Genomic DNA, 16,078 nt, shown 5'->3' with positions numbered 1-16,078 from the left:
ATTATACAAAAAAATTAGGAAGCGAATCACCATGTGGGCAATTCGCTTCACTTATATCTTTATTAAATTGTTAGAGTTCCAGCCTATTCCTAAGTGCTTTTACATAATTCCTGCTTACAGATAGTTTTTCTTCGCTATTCAGTAGCTCGAGCAAATAAGCACCATTAAACCAGGGGATCAGCTTTTGAACATAGGATAGATTTACGAGATAGCTTTTATGAATGCGGAAAAACGGATATGATTTCAGTCTTTCTTCCAGATCTTTCAGTGCAAGCTTGGACTCAAACTGCTGATCCTTTGTATATATTCGGCTCACCCTATCATCCCTGCTGATATAGAGAATGGCATGTGGATCGATATAATGGATTTCACTTTCGAGCTCCAGAGCCAGCCTAGAGGAACGTGCAACTAGTAATCCTTCTCCAGGTTCGAACAGCAGTTTCTGTAGTCGCTTCATAGTTTCAACCAGCTGCTCCTCATCAAAGGGTTTAAGGAGGTAGTCCACTGCCTCATAGCGGAATGCTTCCACGGCAAAATTGGGATAAGCCGTCGTGAATACGATAAAAGGCATATGTTTCAATTCTTTTAAATTCTTCGCGACCTCCAACCCATTCATTTTCGGCATTTCTATGTCAAGGAACACAACATCCGGCTGCTGCTGCATGCAGGTTATCAACGCACTTTCCCCTGATTCTGCTTCCCCGATCACTTCAACAAAAGGGAATTCGCTCAGAAGATGCTTCAATTCCTCTCGACTATATCGTTCATCGTCAACTATGATGGCTTTTATCTTCCTACTCATTCCAATCATCCTTCTTTAAGCGTTTATCGATAAAAAATAGCACTGTTGTTCCTTTATTGGGCTCACTTCTAAATTGGAGCTGAGACTCCTTCCCAAACATCATGATCAAGCGTTTATTAATATTATATAATCCAAAACCTGTTCCGCTGGCAGATGACACGAGTTCTTCTCCTAGCAGTTCAATTCTCTCAGGAGGGATTCCTTTGCCGTTGTCTATAATTTGGATTTCAATCCTATGGATATGTTCTTTAATCCTGATGACTACCTTGCTATTCCTTTCCATATCCCTAATCCCATGCTTCACTGCGTTTTCCACAATCGGCTGAAGCGAGAGAGGGGGAATCAGATAATGCAGAACACCTTCATCAATCTCATATTCAACATCCAATTTATCAATAAATCTCGCTTCCTCCACTGATAGATAAGCCTGTACATGCTTGAGCTCTTCCTGAAGGGTCGTCCACTTCACAGTCGTTGCCGAGAGGTTCTGACGGAAAAAATGAGAAAGTGATACTAGAAGCTTTCTCGCTTTGATTGGATTGGTACGAATCAAGGATACTATAATATTCAGTGAATTAAATAGAAAATGAGGGCTGATTTGCGCCTGCAACGCCTTAATTTCAGCTTCATTGGCTAATTTGGATGCTTTTTCGGCATCGGATATCTCCAACTGGTGACTCATAAGGGAACTCAGGCCCTTAATCAATTGAATCACGATATTATTGATATCTCTTTCTGCTGGAAAATAAAATTTCAAGGTACCGACCGTTCTGTCCCTTTTCTTTAACGGTGCTATCACTACCGCTCCAAGGGGACAACCGGGATGCGTGCAATAGATCGAGTCTTTACCCGCTACCAAAAGCTCTCCGCCTTGCAGTACTTGTTTTGTAACATGTGTTTGAATTGGGGAAAGTGGTCGATGATGATCGTCACCAATCCCGATATGTGCGAGAATCTGTTTTTGGTCGGTTATGGAAACAGCACTTGCATCCACTTCCCGGTAGATGATTTTGCATGTCTCTTCAGCTGATTGGAGAGTGAGCCCTTTGCGCAAATGGCTCAGTGTGTTCTCTGCAAGGGACAATGCCTTTTGTGCCTGGACAGCACCGACTTTCTCCTCTTCTTTTATAAGAGACAATATGATAAGAAAGAATAGGGCCGAGCCAATGCCATTTGCAAGGATCATGGGGATGCCGATACGTTCCACCAAGACTAGTGCCCGATCGAATGGCGCAGATGTCAGCAGGATGATCCCCATCTGGATGGACTCCGCTAGCGCACCCGTCAAAAGGGCTACGATGACACTAATCCGCTTGCTTTCATATTTGCTTCTGATATATGCAGCTAAAATACCGGCGATTATGGAGGAAAACCCACAGGAAAATGCAGTAAACCCCCCAAGGCTCATCCGGTGTATCCCTGCAATCAAACCTGCCCCGATTCCAACTTTGTAGCCACCTAAAAGACCTGCCATGACAATGCCGATCACTCTTGAGTTGGCAATGGCTTCTGACTCGGTCAACTCTGTGATCCACCGATTGAATAGATTTGTATCAGTGCTGAATGTAAGTCCGGTATAGGTGCCAATGATGCCAAAAAAACCGAAAAAGAGGATGGCGATAATCTGCTGTCTCCGGTCAACCTGCTGTCGATTGATTAATTGCCTGAAAAAAGGCAGCCGAGTCATGAGGAAAGCGACTGTTACGATTATCCCCAGCCTTTCAAGCATCGTCAATAAAAGTTCAAACATATGTTCACGTCCCGAGAAAGTTGATGTGATATGTGATAATGGTAGCATAACCTAAATGCTGTTGGTTAAAAAATTTGTAATTAGTGAGTACCGTTCAATTTCCGGAATTTCAATTCAGGTGCAAATTGTATTTTCGGGCGAAAGCGTAAAAAATAAAAAAGAGACTTCCACCAGTAATGATGAAAGCCTCATTTATTGCTTGTTATTTTTGAAATGAGCCTGAATTTGCCCTTTCAGCATCTGTTTCTTCCAATCTTCATTTGCTTTTTCTTTCTTTTTCCATTCCCTTCGAATTTCATGGGTCTGGACACCTTCCTCCATCTGATTGGCGATTTCCATCAACCGTTCAACATCGGAAAAGGAATACTTCCTGATTCCAGATCCAGATCTGGCAGGGAAAATCAGTTTCCGCTCTTCATAGTATCGGATCTGCCTTTCGGATAATCCTGTTAGTTCACTGACAGTACCAATGGAAATGACTTTTTTCTCCTTGATTGATGCAGAATCTTCCGGCTTCATGGGTTCACACATCCTATTCTCCACTCGTTACCTCTATTATAGTATAAAAAATCAATACTTTCATTTATCTTTGTTAGATTTCCTAACATGCTTTTCCTTGTAAATGAAGATTCTGTGTTATCAATCCTTACATGAATGAAGAAGTCAGGATTTTTATGATATACACTAAGTGAAAGGAGAGGTGGTAGAATGGCAAAGTTATTAAAGCAAGCAATATTTGATGTGCGAAGCTTTTACATTCAAAAACTGAAGGATAGTGGTTACTCATTCGACACACAAGTGCTGGCCTCCTATACAATTAGTGAACTCAAAAAAGAATATGCAATCATCGTAAATAATGGAAGGAAGCAAGAAAGCTAACCCAAGAATTTTCGGGTTAGCTTTCTTCTGTCTGTTCCAACTGCATTAATTGTGCTTTTAATGAATCTACATCAAGATTTTCACCGATCATGACAAAATTAAGCGGTACTTTGACTGGCTCCTTCAAATATAGCGGAGTGCCATAGGAGTATTGAAAAAGGTAAATGCTTGCAGCGTGATGAAAAGATAGATAGCCTTTGATTCTGTACACAGTATCAGGCAGGCTTCGAAGCCAGTCCTCAAATCGAACCAGGTCGATCGAAGAAGTAAAGCGGTGCACAAAGGTTTTTATGTGAAGCATATCATTGACATGTACAGAATGATGACTTTCTTTTTCTATCTGCTTTACCTGCCTCCAGCTGTTCTCCGGAATTTTGGCGAAACTGGTCAGGATGGTCTTCGCATATGGACTCAGGGACTGGATTTCAAATAGAATGGTAGATACCTCCGCCTCACTGAGCAGGTCCGTCTTATTCAGAATTAGCATATCGGCATGACGCACTTGTTCACGAATAAGCTGTTTGAGCTGGATGGATAATGCATCTCGTTCTTTCCATCGAAGAACATCAAGCAGGGTAATGATTCTAGCGGCTGAAAATTTGTCAGCAAAAATGGGGGAGAGGACCGTATCCAGTACTTCAATCGGATGTGCCGCCCCGGTCGTTTCGATATAGACCGCATCGAGCTCTTTATCCATCAACAATCCTTGCATGGTAGATTCGAGCTTTTCCTGGATTGTGCAACAGATACAGCCATCAAAAAGTTCGGCCAGCGGCAAATTAGCAGGCACTGCATCGGAGTCGATGGATACTTTTCCTAGTTCATTCATTACAACGGCTACTTTTCTGCCATTTTTTTGCTCCTGTTCTAGCATTTGTGTCAGTAAGGTTGTTTTTCCGCTTCCTAAAAAGCCGGAAAGTATGTAAACTTCAATTTGTTTGCTCATGGCAACCTCCTAAATAGAATGGAAGGGATCAATTCATCCTCCCATTTTACCATATTCCACTAACCTATAGGAACTGGTGCTTTTAATTAGGAATTGCAAGACTAAGTTGCTATAATTCGAATTAAGTATAATTAAAAGAGGTGGGACAGGTATGGAAAATACGAATAGATTAGAAAAAGCGACATTTGCTGGAGGCTGCTTCTGGTGCATGGTCAAGCCTTTTGACGAGCAGGACGGAATTGAAGAGATAATCAGCGGCTATACAGGTGGTCATAAAGAAAACCCGAGCTATAAAGAGGTTTGTTCGGAAACAACAGGACACTATGAGGCCGTTCAAATAACCTTCAATCCATCCGTATACCCCTATGAAAAATTATTGGAGGTATTCTGGACACAGATAGACCCTACAGATCCTTCAGGCCAATTCAATGATAGAGGGGACTCTTACCGGACGGCCATTTTCTATCATACGGAAGAACAAAAGGCAATTGCCGAAAAGTCAAAGGAGGATCTGCAGAACAGCGGTAGATTTTCAGCGCCAATAGTGACGGAGATACTTCCGGCAGCGACTTTCTATCCTGCCGAAGAATATCATCAGGACTACTATAAGAAAAATCCTTTTCGATACAAAATGTATCACACCGGTTCAGGCAGAGCGAAATTCATCAAGGAAAACTGGAAGAAGCTTGACGATGATATCAGAAGCAAGCTAACTCCCATGCAATATGAGGTAACCCAGAACAATGGGACAGAGCCTCCATTCAGAAATGAATTCTGGAATCACACGGAGGAAGGTATTTATGTGGATATCATATCCGGAGAAGCACTTTTCAGCTCATTGGATAAGTATGATGCCGGATGCGGATGGCCAAGCTTCACAAGGCCGATTGAATCCCATATCATCAATGAGGAGATGGATGTGACACATAATATGGTCCGTACAGAAGTAAGAAGTAAAAATTCCGATTCCCATTTGGGGCATGTATTCGAAGATGGACCAATAGATTTGGGGGGACTGCGCTACTGCATCAACTCTGCAGCATTGCGTTTTGTTCCGGTAAGTGAGCTTGAAGAACAAGGCTACGGAAAATACCTGCCTCTTTTCAGAAATCAGTAATAGCATCATCATGGGATGGGACTTATAGAGTTCCATTCTTTTTTTGTTCAGGAGCAGAGATGGATAGTTAACGCTAATATGTCATAATTCAACAATTTTCCCCTTATCTTGCAGGATTTTTAAGCGTGCGTGCAGAATTATTCTAGTTAGCTTACAGAAAAATATATTGGCTGATTGAGTGGGGGAAATGAAATGTCTGTTTTAAGTATTAAAGAGTTGAAGTTTCAGGATCTAGTTAACAAAAACAAGCTGATGTTTTTTATTGTGATGTTTTCGTACACGGCAGGTTTTATCGTAAATGTCATCTACCCGGCTTCATCGGTGATCACATTTTCAATTTTAGCTGCGCTTATATTGGGAGTAACCCTTTTCTTCATAACAAAAAGGAAAAGCAGCTTTCATAAAATAGTGCCATATTTTGCAGTTATCGTTACCTTTCTCGTGTTTTTTCTTATCCTTATAAATCGTGGAGCCTCCTTATCAGGTTTTGTACTGCCATTTTTTGTACTGATCATTGCAACCGTGTACTTTGATCGGATTGTCTTTATCATTGGCGGGATTTGCAGCATGATATTGTTCGGTTATTCTTTATGGTCGTTCTTGAATGGTCATCTATTGACGGAGGGGCAGATCGGCAATATCATTTTGCTATTCTTTTTGTTATTTGTCGTTACCTACGTTCAGATCACCATTGGAAGAAAGCTTTTCTCACAGTTTGAAAATATTGTAGATACGATGAGAACAGAAAGCAGTATCAAGGAACAAAAGCAGGAAGCATTCCGAAATGATGCCATGAAATTGATGGAAAATGTCGATCGAATTCATGAAAGGCTTAGTGTAAATATCCAATCACAAAAGGAAATTTCCTTGACGATTCATGAACTCTCCGTAGGTAGCCAAAGACAGACGGATCAGATTGCAGGTATAGCGGAGCTGACAAACAATGTGACGTCTTTGATGGATCATATAGTTGAACAATCAAACAGTCTACGCGAGGATACTGGCTCTTCGCAGAAAACAGCTATTCAAGGGAAAGATATGGCGCTTGACTTGCAAGGAAATATGAGTAGTTTTTCCGAAGATGTCAAGCAGGTGGATTCAATCTTCCAAGTCTTGACTGAAAAAATCGATGAGACGAATCAGCTGACTCAGCATATCAAGAAAATCACCGAACAAACAAATCTGCTTGCACTGAATGCATCCATCGAAGCCGCAAGGGCAGGAGAAGCGGGAAGAGGGTTTGCTGTTGTAGCCGAAGAAATCAGAAAGCTTGCGAGCTTGACCGGAGATACCACAAAGGAGATCACCGAGAACCTTTCCTCTCTCCACAGCACAAAAGAAGAAGTCCTTCAGCAATTGCAGAACAACAGTGCAAAAATGAAGGTGAACCTCCAATCAACCGATCGGGTGAACACCATGTTCGTACATATTGGGGATACTTTGGAGAATTTATTGGATAAAGTCAAGGAGTTTCATGATTTTGCCCTTCAAGTAAAGGATAAGACCAATAATACTGACAACTATACGAACGAAGTTGCTGCCTTGATGGAGGAGGCAACGGCAGGTATCGAGGAGATAAGTGCGAATATCGAACAATTGACAGATGAAAATGCGCATATTGAATCCATACTGAAAAACATGCTCGCAATTATCGATGAAATGGAAAAGAAGAAATGATCGACAGTTTCAAAATTCATGTATGATTAGTTATTTTTCCTGAAAATGGGCATATGCACATGCAGGACAGCCACCTATTTCATAGTGTAGAAGTGTAAATATCAAACAGGAGTGATGATTATGAACGACTACTGTTACTACACATGTGGACCTTGTGGTTACCCAACTAACGTAGCACCAGCACATGGCTGCGGAAATACATTTGTTTTGATTGTTGTTTTATTCATTCTATTAATCATTGTTGGCGCTTGCATCTGTAAACATTAAGAATTGAAAAAACAGAGAACGTAGGAAAACATCCCTTCATGAAAGCTATCAAGGGATGTTTTTTTATACTTTTTCAATCCTAAAGCGTTAGAGCCGGTGGGTATCTAATGAATAGGAGGCTGTAAACAGGTCATTTTAAATGTACCTTTTTACAGCCTCTTTTTTCTATGAAAGAATTCGTTCCACTGAACATAGGATAGAATAAGGTTTTTTATACCTGACATATATTTTGGGGTTATATGGAGGTTAAACCTAATTACGCAAGCCTTTTGGTAAACGGTTACAGCAGACGAGGGAAAGGAGTAATCGTTTATGGATTATCAATCCTATTTGATCAAACCTTTATTGGATAAAAAATATCCGATAATCAGTCATGGAATGGGTGTCTATCTGTTTGATGTGAACGGAAAGAAGTATTTGGACGGATCTTCAGGTGCTGTGACGGCAAGTATCGGTCACCATGTACAAGCAGTTATTGATGCCATGACAGAGCAGGCTGGCAAGGTATCCTTTGTCTACCGCTCCCAGTTCAGCAGCGCGCCAGCAGAAAAACTGGCGCGAAAATTAATGAAGCTCACTCCAGGAGACGTCAATTGGTCATTTTTTGTAAATAGCGGGACAGAATCAATCGAAACGGCGATGAAGGTGGCAATCCAATACTGGCAGGAGCAAGGAAAGCCAGAGAAAAACCAAATTATCTCAAGATGGAAAAGCTACCACGGGATTACCATTGGGGCACTTTCCTTATCGGGACATGCAGACAGAAGAAGCCGATTTGAAACACTGTTGGAAAAATCACCTATTGTGGAACCTCCATATTGCTATCGTTGTCCATTCAACCTCCAATACCCAGATTGTGGATTGAGCTGTGCAAAGGATCTGGAAAGAGCAATCTTGGAAATCGGGGCGGAGAACATTGCCGCATTTGTAGCAGAACCGATAGTCGGTGCAGCTGCAGGGGCAGTGACCCCGCCTGATGGCTATTATCAAAAAATTGAAGAGCTTTGTAAAAAATACGATATCCTTTTTATCGCGGATGAGGTAATGACAGGAATAGGAAGGACCGGAACAATGTTTGCAGTCGAACACTGGGGCGTCACTCCTGATATCATCTGTATCGGGAAAGGGATGAGTGCAGGTTATTCTCCTATTGCGGCGACACTTGTCAGCCATTCCATTATCGAGACAATCCTGAAGGGATCCAAAATAATCATGAGCGGACATACCTACAGCGCCAACCCGCAATCCGCTGCAGTAGCTCTGGCGGTTTTGGAATATATAGAAAAGGAAGAGCTTGTAGAAAATGCAAGAATAATGGGCATATATTTGAAGCAACAGCTGGAAGATCTGCAGAAAAAGTATCCGATCATTGGCGATGTAAGAGGAAAAGGATTATTGTTGGGTCTGGAAATTGTGGCCGACCACACCTCCAAGTATCCTTTTTCCCAGGAAAAGGCCGTAACGTTCAAGTTGATCGATAAGGCACTAAAAAACGGGCTTCTCATTTATCCTGCTTCAGCGGGTACAGAAGGGCTCGGAGGAGATGCGGTCATCATAGCACCTCCACTTTCGGTGACAAAAAATGAAATAGAAGAACTGATTTCCATCCTAGAAATGACACTGAAACAAATAAACGAAGAAATATAAGGAGTGGCGGCAGGGTGGAAAAGATAGAAAATACATTTGGGAAATTGAAGGACTATGCGGAAATCCTCCAATTATTTAAAAGTGGCAGCACCATCATGTTTGGCGGATTTGGGGGAGTTGGTACTCCACCGACTTTAGTGGATCTGCTGATTGAATCAGGTGCGAGAGACCTTAATCTAATAGGAAATGATGCAGGCTTCCCGACGATTGGCATAGGAAAGGTTGTATGCAAAGGGATGGTGAACAAACTGATTGCCTCCCATATTGGCTCCAATCCGATTGCAGGTCAGCAAATGACAGATGGTAGGCTTGAGGTTGAATTCAATCCTCAAGGTACTCTGGTCGAAAGAATCCGGGCTGGGGGAGTGGGGCTTGGAGGCATTCTGGTGGATGTGGGAATCAACAGTGATGTTGTCACCAAACACAAACAGTTTGCCAAGGTTGCGGAGCAAAACTATATCATCGAGTCTTCACTGACAGCGGATATTTCTATTGTATATGCAAAAAAGGCGGACCCATACGGCAATTTGATTTTTGATAAAAGTGCCAGGAATACAAATCCCCTTGTGGCAATGGCTGGTGACATTACCCTAGTGGAGGTGGAGGAGTTCGTTCCTGTCGGCACACTCGATCCAGAAGAAATCATCACACCAGGAGTTTATGTAGATTACATGATTCAAAGTAAAGGAGTGAATTGGACATGGGTGTGGAATCCAGCATACGGAACCTGATTGCTAAAAGGGCTGCTCAGGAAATAAAAAATGGCATGGTTGTAAATTTGGGAATCGGTATCCCCTCTCTTGTGCCCAATCACCTTCCACCTGATATTCATGTCATGTTCCATGCCGAAAATGGGGTGCTCGGAATGGGTCCTACTCCTGAAGCGGGTATGGAAGATGAAAATTTATGCAACGCTGCAGGATACCCTATAACCATCCAAAGTGGCGCCTCCTACTCGGATAGTACAATTGCTTTCGGGATGATCAGAAGAGGGAAATTGGATGTTACTATTCTTGGTTCCCTTCAAGTCAGTGAATCTGGCGATCTGGCAAACTGGATTGTACCTGGTAAGCGAGTACCGGGTATGGGCGGTGCCATGGAATTGTCGCAAAAAGCGAAAAAAGTGATTGTCCTGATGAATCATTGCGATCGAAACGGAACACCTAAAATACTGCCAACCTGCACACTTCCCATTACCACGCCTGCATGTGTCCATATGATTATAACGGAGCTTGCAGTGTTGGAAGTGTCACCAACTGGACTTATTTTACAGGAATTGATGCCCGGCGCAACGCTTGAAATGGTGAAGAGGAAAACTGCCGCAACATTCACTTTGTCTTCTGGCTTTAAATATGATTGATGTTGGATTTCCAGATTAATGCTGGTGGTGTTGGAAGGGGATGAGAGAGTGGAAAAGAAAGCGAGTGAGATTCGTCAATGGGTCAGAAAAAATAGGGGGAAAGCAGTTACATTGCTACAACGGCTGGTACAGGAAAAGAGTGTCTCGGGGAAGGAAAGCTCTGCACAGGCAATTGTCATCGAAGTTTGCAGAGAGCTCGGCCTTGAGATTGATATATGGGAACCCGACAGCAAAGTACTGAAGGGAAATGAGAATTTTGTATCGACTAGAGAAAATTTTTTCGATTCCCCTAATGTTGTTGCACGTTGGAAGGGAGTGGGGGGAGGTCGATCCCTCATATTAAATGGGCATATTGATGTGGTACCTGAAGGAGAAAGATTGCAGTGGGACTGTGACCCTTATGAAGGGAAAATAGAGGACGGGAAGGTCTATGGCCGGGGCACAACGGATATGAAGGGCGGAAACGTGGCAATGCTGTTTGCCTTGGAGGCCTTGCAGGCTACCGGGGTACACCTCAAGGGTGATGTCATTTTCCAGAGTGTAATTGAGGAAGAGAGCGGTGGAGCGGGGACCCTCGCTGCTATACTACGTGGGTATAAAGCGGATGCTGTCTTGATACCAGAGCCCACCAATATGAAAATATTCCCCAAGCAGCAAGGGTCCATGTGGTTCCGTCTGAAAGTCAAGGGGAAATCGGCACACGGGGGTACAAGGTATGAAGGTGTAAGTGCCATTGAAAAATTGATTTCTGTGATAGCTAGATTAAGAATATTAGAGGAAGACAGAAACAAACGTGTAAAAGATCCACTCTATGCCAAAATTCCGATTCCTCTTCCCATTAATATAGGGAAGATCGAAGGCGGTAACTGGCCATCTTCTGTACCTGATCTGGTGACGCTTGAAGGAAGAATAGGAGTGGGACCTGAAGAGACCATCCATGAGGTGCAAGAAGAAATGAAACAAGTGTTATCAAGATTAAAGGAAGCCGACAGTTGGTTTGCAGAGCATCCGGTGGATCTGGAATGGTATGGGGCACGGTGGATTCCCGGAGGTATCGAAGAGGAGCATCCTTTTGTTCAATCTATCAAGAAGAACTATAAAGAAGTGACACAAAAAGAGGCGATTTTGGAGGCCTCCCCCTGGGGAACGGATGGAGGGCTTTTCACAAGCATCGGAAAGATTCCTACCGTAGTCTTCGGGCCGGGCACCACAGAGGTCGCCCATCACCCCAATGAATATATCTCCATAGAAAACATGCTGGATTGTGCAGAAATTATCGCCTTGACGATGATGGACTGGTGTGAAAAGGCCAAATAGTATTGCAATGAGAACCGTGTCTGCTTGCAGCAGTACGGTTTCTTTTATTGGGAGAATGAAGGCGGATGTAACTTCTTTAATTTTCCATTGGTTACATATCCCCTTGAAAAATGAAAATACTATCCTACAAAAGGCGGTGAGGAATGCTTTGGTCACTTTCATGACTATCGTAATTTATGTATGTACATTTTTTTTAATCAGCTACCTCGATTGCCACTATTATGACATGGCATTTATGTCCTGTATTTCTCAGCTTTTTACCTTTGATACGGGAATAAGAGAGTGGTATGTCTACCTATTTGGTTTGTATGGCATTTTCTACGCATTCATTCATGATCTACGCAAAAAAAAACATAAATCCGGGAGTACACAGAAAAATGGTTAGCAAAGAAACAATTTCATTAACACAATTGTTTATTATCATTCTGATCTTTGAAATGGGTAGTGCAACGGTGGTCGGGATCGGGAGTGAGGCAAAACAGAATGTCTGGATGGCCATCTTGATTGCTGGTGGAATAGGGGTCCTCTACATGCTGATGCTCCATTACCTCCTTTCAAAAAAGCAAGGAAAAAACTTTTTTGAAATAGTGGAAATCGCACTCGGGAATTGGATTGGAAGAGCCATCATATTCTTATACATCATCTATTTTGTCTATATCTCTGCCAGGGTATTAAGGGATTTCGGTGAACTGATTGTCAGCACTATTTTTATCTATACGCCGATTGAGATTATTTCTATCACCATCATGCTTACCATCATCTATATGTTGAAATCGGGAATAGAAGTGGTCTCAAGGACTTCAGAAATCTTCTTCCCATATGTGTTTTCTTTTACTTTTCTTGTTGGAATATTCATCATGCTATCTGGTGAGTTGCATATCAGTTATATGCTCCCAATCTTGGCGGAGGGGATTAAGCCAGTTTTCAAGTCGATCTTTCCTGACCTGTTGACGTTTCCATTTGGGGAATTGATAGCTTTTGCCATCATTCTCCCTTATGTCACAAAGTTTAAAAAGGCAAAAGGCTTTGCAGTTGCAAGTGTTATTACCAGTACAATCATCCTGGTCTATTCAGCCGTCATTCAAGTGATGACGCTCGGATATGAGATGAAAGGCAGGGCCAACTTCCCCTTGCTCTCTGCTGCCAGGGAAGTTTCCCTGTTGGACTTCATCGAGCGGGTGGATATCGTAGTAGTATTTGTGGTCATGTATGGCATTATAGTGAAAATATGTATTTTCTTCTTTGGTGCATTAAAAGGGCTGGAGCAGATATCCAAAAGACCTTACAGAGAGTACCTTATACCGATAGGTGCATTGATTGCCCTTGTGTCCATATTGATTACAGGGAATTTCGCGGAACATATTGAAGAGGGGTTGAATATAGTCCCACTGTATATTCATCTCCCTTTTCAATTCATCTTACCTCTTTTTATTTTGGTGATCATGATCTTTAAAACGAGAGGAAAGAAGGAGAGGAGCGGGGTGGAATGGAATGGTTGAATAAAATGTTCTCCAACAAAGATGTGAAAATGACAGACACAGATAAGGAACTGTATAACGAAGGAGGGAATGAAAAGCCCCTCAATCCTTCATTGAAAGAGATAGATAGCATCATCAAAGAGGAATTTTCACATTCGATCGACTTCCATTATTCTGCGGTTTTGGTCGGGAACAGGGACGGCAAAGTATATTATTTCGATACACTAATAAATAAGGAAAGACTCACAGAAGAGATATATGATCCACTTACCAGTACGGAAGGAAAAGACGCCATTGAAGGAACAAAAGATCTCGAGGAATTCAGAAAAGAGTATTTCTCTTCGGTTCCCTACACTTTTGCAGAAAACTATCATCAAGTTTTCTGGAAGCTGCTTAATGGCTATGCGGTTCTTGTCATTGATGGGATTGAGAAGGCGATCTGCATCAATCTTGGGGATATTGAAAAGAGAACGGTAAGTGAACCAAGCACGCAAACCATCATCCGGGGACCTAAAGACAGCTTCACAGAATCAATCAAAACCAATCTCAGCCTTATAAGAAGAAGAATTCGTAATCCGAACCTCTGCTTTGAGCAGTACCGGGTTGGGCAGGATACACGAACTGCAGTAGTAATTGCCTATATGAAAAGCATTACAAATGAAGATCTTGTCAAAGAGGTCAAAAGCAGAATAGAAAAAATTAATGTAGTGGGATTATTTGATAGTGGTAATATCGAAGAATTTTTGACCGATAAAACTTTAACACCATTTCCTTTGACCTTCAATACAGAACGGCCAGATAATGCTGCTGCCAATCTGATTGAAGGGAAAATTATCATTATTGTGGATGGAAGCCCATTTGCTTTGAGTGTTCCTACAGTGTTCACTGATTTTTTCATTTCAACGGAAGACTATTATCAGCCTTTTTTTATGGCCTCCTTCATTAGGATCATCAGGTATGTGGCGTTTATGCTTTCCCTTCTATTGCCTTCTTTGTATGTGGCCATATCCACGTACCATCATGAGCTGATACCCACCTCCCTTCTAATTAGTGTACAAGCTCAACGGGAAGGAGTGCCATTTCCTGCGGTAATTGAGATATTACTGATGGAACTTACCTTTGAGGTATTGAGAGAAGCTGGGGTACGTATGCCCCGTGCTGTCGGTCAAACGGTTTCCATTGTTGGAGCTCTTGTCATTGGTCAAGCTGCAGTGGAGGCTGGCCTGGTATCAAGTGTTCTGATTATAATCGTCGCTTTAACTGCAATAGCAAGCTTTGTATCGCCCATCTACAACTTCTCCGTGGCCACGCGCATCCTGCGTTTCGTCTTTATCATCGTGGCAGCGATGATAGGATTGTATGGGGTGCTGCTTATGGTTGTCATCATGGTGGTGCACCTGACAAGCCTAAGGTCCTTTGGCGTACCATATTTGGCTCCGATAGCTCCGCTGTTAATGGAAGATCAAAAGGATGTTTTCTTGCGGATGCCTGTATGGGATAACATCACAAGACCTTCCTACCTAAAACCGAAGCACGGGAAAAAGGTCGGGGATCAAGCATCACGTGGGTCCAAGTCCCATAGTAAGGGGAATGTAACATGAGAAAATTACTGATTTTATTCTCCTTATTAACCCTTCAGACTGGATGCTGGGACAAAGTGGAATTGAATGAAATTTCCATCGTCACTGGAATAGCGATTGAAAAAGGGGAAAGCTCCAAGTTCAAATTGACGGTGGAAACGATTAATGCTCCACAGCTATCGAACGAACAGCATGGTAGTGCAACACCAGTCATCACTTTTGAAGAAGAGGGTAACTCGTTGGCTGAGCTGACAGAGAGAATGAATGTAGGGCTTTCAAGAAAGCTTATCTACTCACACACCAGAGTTATTGTCATCGACGAGGAAGTAGCCAGACAAGGTGTTGGTGATATTGTGGATTTCCTGGAGCGGACCGGAGAGTTTCGGAATGATTTTAATATTCTTATCGCAAAGGAAGCCAGAGCATCGGATATTGTAAAGACCATTTATCCACTCGAGCTGGTCCCATCGATAAAGATTCATAAGCAGATTCAAATGTATCTGGAGGATTGGGGTGGAGATCCTTATGTACGGTTGACAGACTTTTTCTTTTCGTTGACCTCCAAAGGCAGGCAGCCGGTAACCAGTGCAGTAACCATCCAAGGAAAATCAGAAGCTGGAAAGTCAATTGATCAGAACAAAATGACAGAACTTGATTCTATTGTTGTAATTGATGGTCTCTCCATTTTTAAAAATGATAAACTTGTAGGGTATCTTTCCAAAGAAGAAGCGAGGAACTATCTATGGACTCAAGGACTGAAGCATACTAGTTTGACGGTGCCGTGCAACCTTGGAAGCTCTGAAGGGGAAGATAAATATTTGGACTTCCGAATATTAAACTCTCATTCAAACAGGAAAGTAACCAAACTGAACGGAAAGCTTAAGTTATTCGTCAAAGTGAGCGGTGAAGCCAGAATTCAGGGAACCCAGTGCCATGAAAATCTGGAGAAGATCTCCACTTATAAAATGCATGAACAGGCTTTAAACTCATATATCGAAGAGAAAATTACAGCTACAATCGTAAAGATGCAGAAGGAATTTCAAGCAGACATTTTTGGATTTGGCGAAAGTTATTACCGTTCCAACCCAAAACAGTATTCAAAGCTTGAGGGAGATTGGGATACTGTTTTTTCAGGTGCGGAGGTGGAAGTCGAATCCAGATTCTTTATCAGACGCTCAGGAATCCGCAACAAAAGCTTTCTTACGGATGAAGAGACAACAGATCCATAAAAATAAAAGTGTATAAAAAAAGGGGATTT

General features: G+C 42.3%; 15 protein-coding genes. 11 read left to right on the top strand and 4 right to left on the bottom strand.

From position 1 onward, the window contains the following. Positions 1 to 70: 70 nt before the first annotated feature. From ACFVAD_RS09030 to ACFVAD_RS09020, 3 genes are all read right to left on the bottom strand, one after another. Positions 71 to 802, bottom strand: a complete 732-nt coding sequence (locus tag ACFVAD_RS09030) for a LytR/AlgR family response regulator transcription factor (protein ID WP_386638447.1) — start codon at positions 800 to 802, stop codon at positions 71 to 73. Beyond that, entirely contained in the window at positions 795 to 2,552 is a 1,758-nt protein-coding gene (locus ACFVAD_RS09025) for a LytS/YhcK type 5TM receptor domain-containing protein (protein WP_386638444.1), read from the bottom strand. The genes ACFVAD_RS09030 and ACFVAD_RS09025 overlap by 8 nt, the downstream gene beginning before the upstream one ends. A gap of 192 nt (positions 2,553 to 2,744) precedes the next feature. Further along, positions 2,745 to 3,071: a MerR family transcriptional regulator gene (locus ACFVAD_RS09020; protein WP_386638441.1), complete on the bottom strand. Its 327-nt coding sequence runs from the start codon at positions 3,069 to 3,071 to the stop codon at positions 2,745 to 2,747. A gap of 189 nt (positions 3,072 to 3,260) precedes the next feature. Here ACFVAD_RS09020 and ACFVAD_RS09015 point away from each other — a divergent pair, with 189 nt between their 5' ends. Continuing rightward, positions 3,261 to 3,431 (top strand): stress protein, encoded by a 171-nt coding sequence (locus ACFVAD_RS09015; RefSeq protein ID WP_386638438.1) that lies wholly within the window; start codon positions 3,261 to 3,263, stop codon positions 3,429 to 3,431. Positions 3,432 to 3,447: 16 nt separating this feature from the next. On the opposite strand, the gene ACFVAD_RS09010 is transcribed toward ACFVAD_RS09015, so the two are convergent. Then, complete coding sequence (locus ACFVAD_RS09010) at positions 3,448 to 4,377, bottom strand: CobW family GTP-binding protein (protein ID WP_386638435.1); 930 nt, start codon at positions 4,375 to 4,377, stop codon at positions 3,448 to 3,450. A gap of 151 nt (positions 4,378 to 4,528) precedes the next feature. Between ACFVAD_RS09010 and msrA the strand changes: the two genes are divergently transcribed. From msrA to ACFVAD_RS08960, 10 genes are all read left to right on the top strand, one after another. Then, positions 4,529 to 5,494, top strand: a complete 966-nt coding sequence (gene msrA / locus ACFVAD_RS09005; protein WP_386638432.1) for a peptide-methionine (S)-S-oxide reductase MsrA — start codon at positions 4,529 to 4,531, stop codon at positions 5,492 to 5,494. Between the two features lie 192 nt (positions 5,495 to 5,686). Beyond that, the gene (locus ACFVAD_RS09000) at positions 5,687 to 7,171 is read left to right on the top strand and encodes a methyl-accepting chemotaxis protein (protein WP_386638429.1); all 1,485 of its coding nucleotides are present in this window, start codon (positions 5,687 to 5,689) and stop codon (positions 7,169 to 7,171) included. 120 nt (positions 7,172 to 7,291) lie between these two features. Beyond that, on the top strand, positions 7,292 to 7,438 hold the full coding sequence (locus tag ACFVAD_RS08995) for a YjcZ family sporulation protein (RefSeq protein ID WP_386638426.1): 147 nt from the start codon (positions 7,292 to 7,294) through the stop codon (positions 7,436 to 7,438). Positions 7,439 to 7,750: 312 nt separating this feature from the next. After that, positions 7,751 to 9,085, top strand: a complete 1,335-nt coding sequence (locus tag ACFVAD_RS08990) for an aspartate aminotransferase family protein (RefSeq protein ID WP_386638423.1) — start codon at positions 7,751 to 7,753, stop codon at positions 9,083 to 9,085. Between the two features lie 14 nt (positions 9,086 to 9,099). Next, positions 9,100 to 9,816: a CoA transferase subunit A gene (locus ACFVAD_RS08985; protein WP_386638419.1), complete on the top strand. Its 717-nt coding sequence runs from the start codon at positions 9,100 to 9,102 to the stop codon at positions 9,814 to 9,816. After that, on the top strand, positions 9,786 to 10,445 hold the full coding sequence (locus tag ACFVAD_RS08980) for a 3-oxoacid CoA-transferase subunit B (protein ID WP_386638416.1): 660 nt from the start codon (positions 9,786 to 9,788) through the stop codon (positions 10,443 to 10,445). The genes ACFVAD_RS08985 and ACFVAD_RS08980 overlap by 31 nt, the downstream gene beginning before the upstream one ends. A gap of 48 nt (positions 10,446 to 10,493) precedes the next feature. Beyond that, a complete protein-coding gene (locus ACFVAD_RS08975; RefSeq protein WP_386638413.1) occupies positions 10,494 to 11,762 on the top strand; it encodes a peptidase in 1,269 nt (422 codons plus the stop codon). Between the two features lie 377 nt (positions 11,763 to 12,139). Then, entirely contained in the window at positions 12,140 to 13,261 is a 1,122-nt protein-coding gene (locus ACFVAD_RS08970; protein WP_386638410.1) for a GerAB/ArcD/ProY family transporter, read from the top strand. Next, a complete protein-coding gene (locus ACFVAD_RS08965; RefSeq protein WP_386638407.1) occupies positions 13,249 to 14,841 on the top strand; it encodes a spore germination protein in 1,593 nt (530 codons plus the stop codon). Before ACFVAD_RS08970 ends, ACFVAD_RS08965 begins: the two co-directional genes overlap by 13 nt. Beyond that, positions 14,838 to 16,049: a Ger(x)C family spore germination protein gene (locus tag ACFVAD_RS08960; RefSeq protein ID WP_386638404.1), complete on the top strand. Its 1,212-nt coding sequence runs from the start codon at positions 14,838 to 14,840 to the stop codon at positions 16,047 to 16,049. Before ACFVAD_RS08965 ends, ACFVAD_RS08960 begins: the two co-directional genes overlap by 4 nt. Positions 16,050 to 16,078 lie beyond the last annotated feature (29 nt).

Source organism: Sutcliffiella sp. NPDC057660 (genome assembly GCF_042800035.1).
Classification (GTDB): domain Bacteria; phylum Bacillota; class Bacilli; order Bacillales; family Bacillaceae_I; genus Sutcliffiella_A.
This window is presented reverse-complemented; position numbering and strand designations above follow the sequence as displayed.

Bases quoted from the DNA above. Each gene is read 5' to 3' on its own strand.
- ACFVAD_RS09030 (WP_386638447.1), bottom strand. From the start codon at position 802: ATGAGTAGGAAGATAAAAGCCATCATAGTTGACGATGAACGATATAGT.
- ACFVAD_RS09025 (WP_386638444.1), bottom strand. From the start codon at position 2,552: ATGTTTGAACTTTTATTGACGATGCTTGAAAGGCTGGGGATAATCGTA.
- ACFVAD_RS09020 (WP_386638441.1), bottom strand. From the start codon at position 3,071: ATGAAGCCGGAAGATTCTGCATCAATCAAGGAGAAAAAAGTCATTTCC.
- ACFVAD_RS09015 (WP_386638438.1), top strand. From the start codon at position 3,261: ATGGCAAAGTTATTAAAGCAAGCAATATTTGATGTGCGAAGCTTTTAC.
- ACFVAD_RS09010 (WP_386638435.1), bottom strand. From the start codon at position 4,377: ATGAGCAAACAAATTGAAGTTTACATACTTTCCGGCTTTTTAGGAAGC.
- msrA (WP_386638432.1), top strand. From the start codon at position 4,529: ATGGAAAATACGAATAGATTAGAAAAAGCGACATTTGCTGGAGGCTGC.
- ACFVAD_RS09000 (WP_386638429.1), top strand. From the start codon at position 5,687: ATGTCTGTTTTAAGTATTAAAGAGTTGAAGTTTCAGGATCTAGTTAAC.
- ACFVAD_RS08995 (WP_386638426.1), top strand. From the start codon at position 7,292: ATGAACGACTACTGTTACTACACATGTGGACCTTGTGGTTACCCAACT.
- ACFVAD_RS08990 (WP_386638423.1), top strand. From the start codon at position 7,751: ATGGATTATCAATCCTATTTGATCAAACCTTTATTGGATAAAAAATAT.
- ACFVAD_RS08980 (WP_386638416.1), top strand. From the start codon at position 9,786: ATGGGTGTGGAATCCAGCATACGGAACCTGATTGCTAAAAGGGCTGCT.
- ACFVAD_RS08970 (WP_386638410.1), top strand. From the start codon at position 12,140: ATGGTTAGCAAAGAAACAATTTCATTAACACAATTGTTTATTATCATT.
- ACFVAD_RS08965 (WP_386638407.1), top strand. From the start codon at position 13,249: ATGGAATGGTTGAATAAAATGTTCTCCAACAAAGATGTGAAAATGACA.
- ACFVAD_RS08960 (WP_386638404.1), top strand. From the start codon at position 14,838: ATGAGAAAATTACTGATTTTATTCTCCTTATTAACCCTTCAGACTGGA.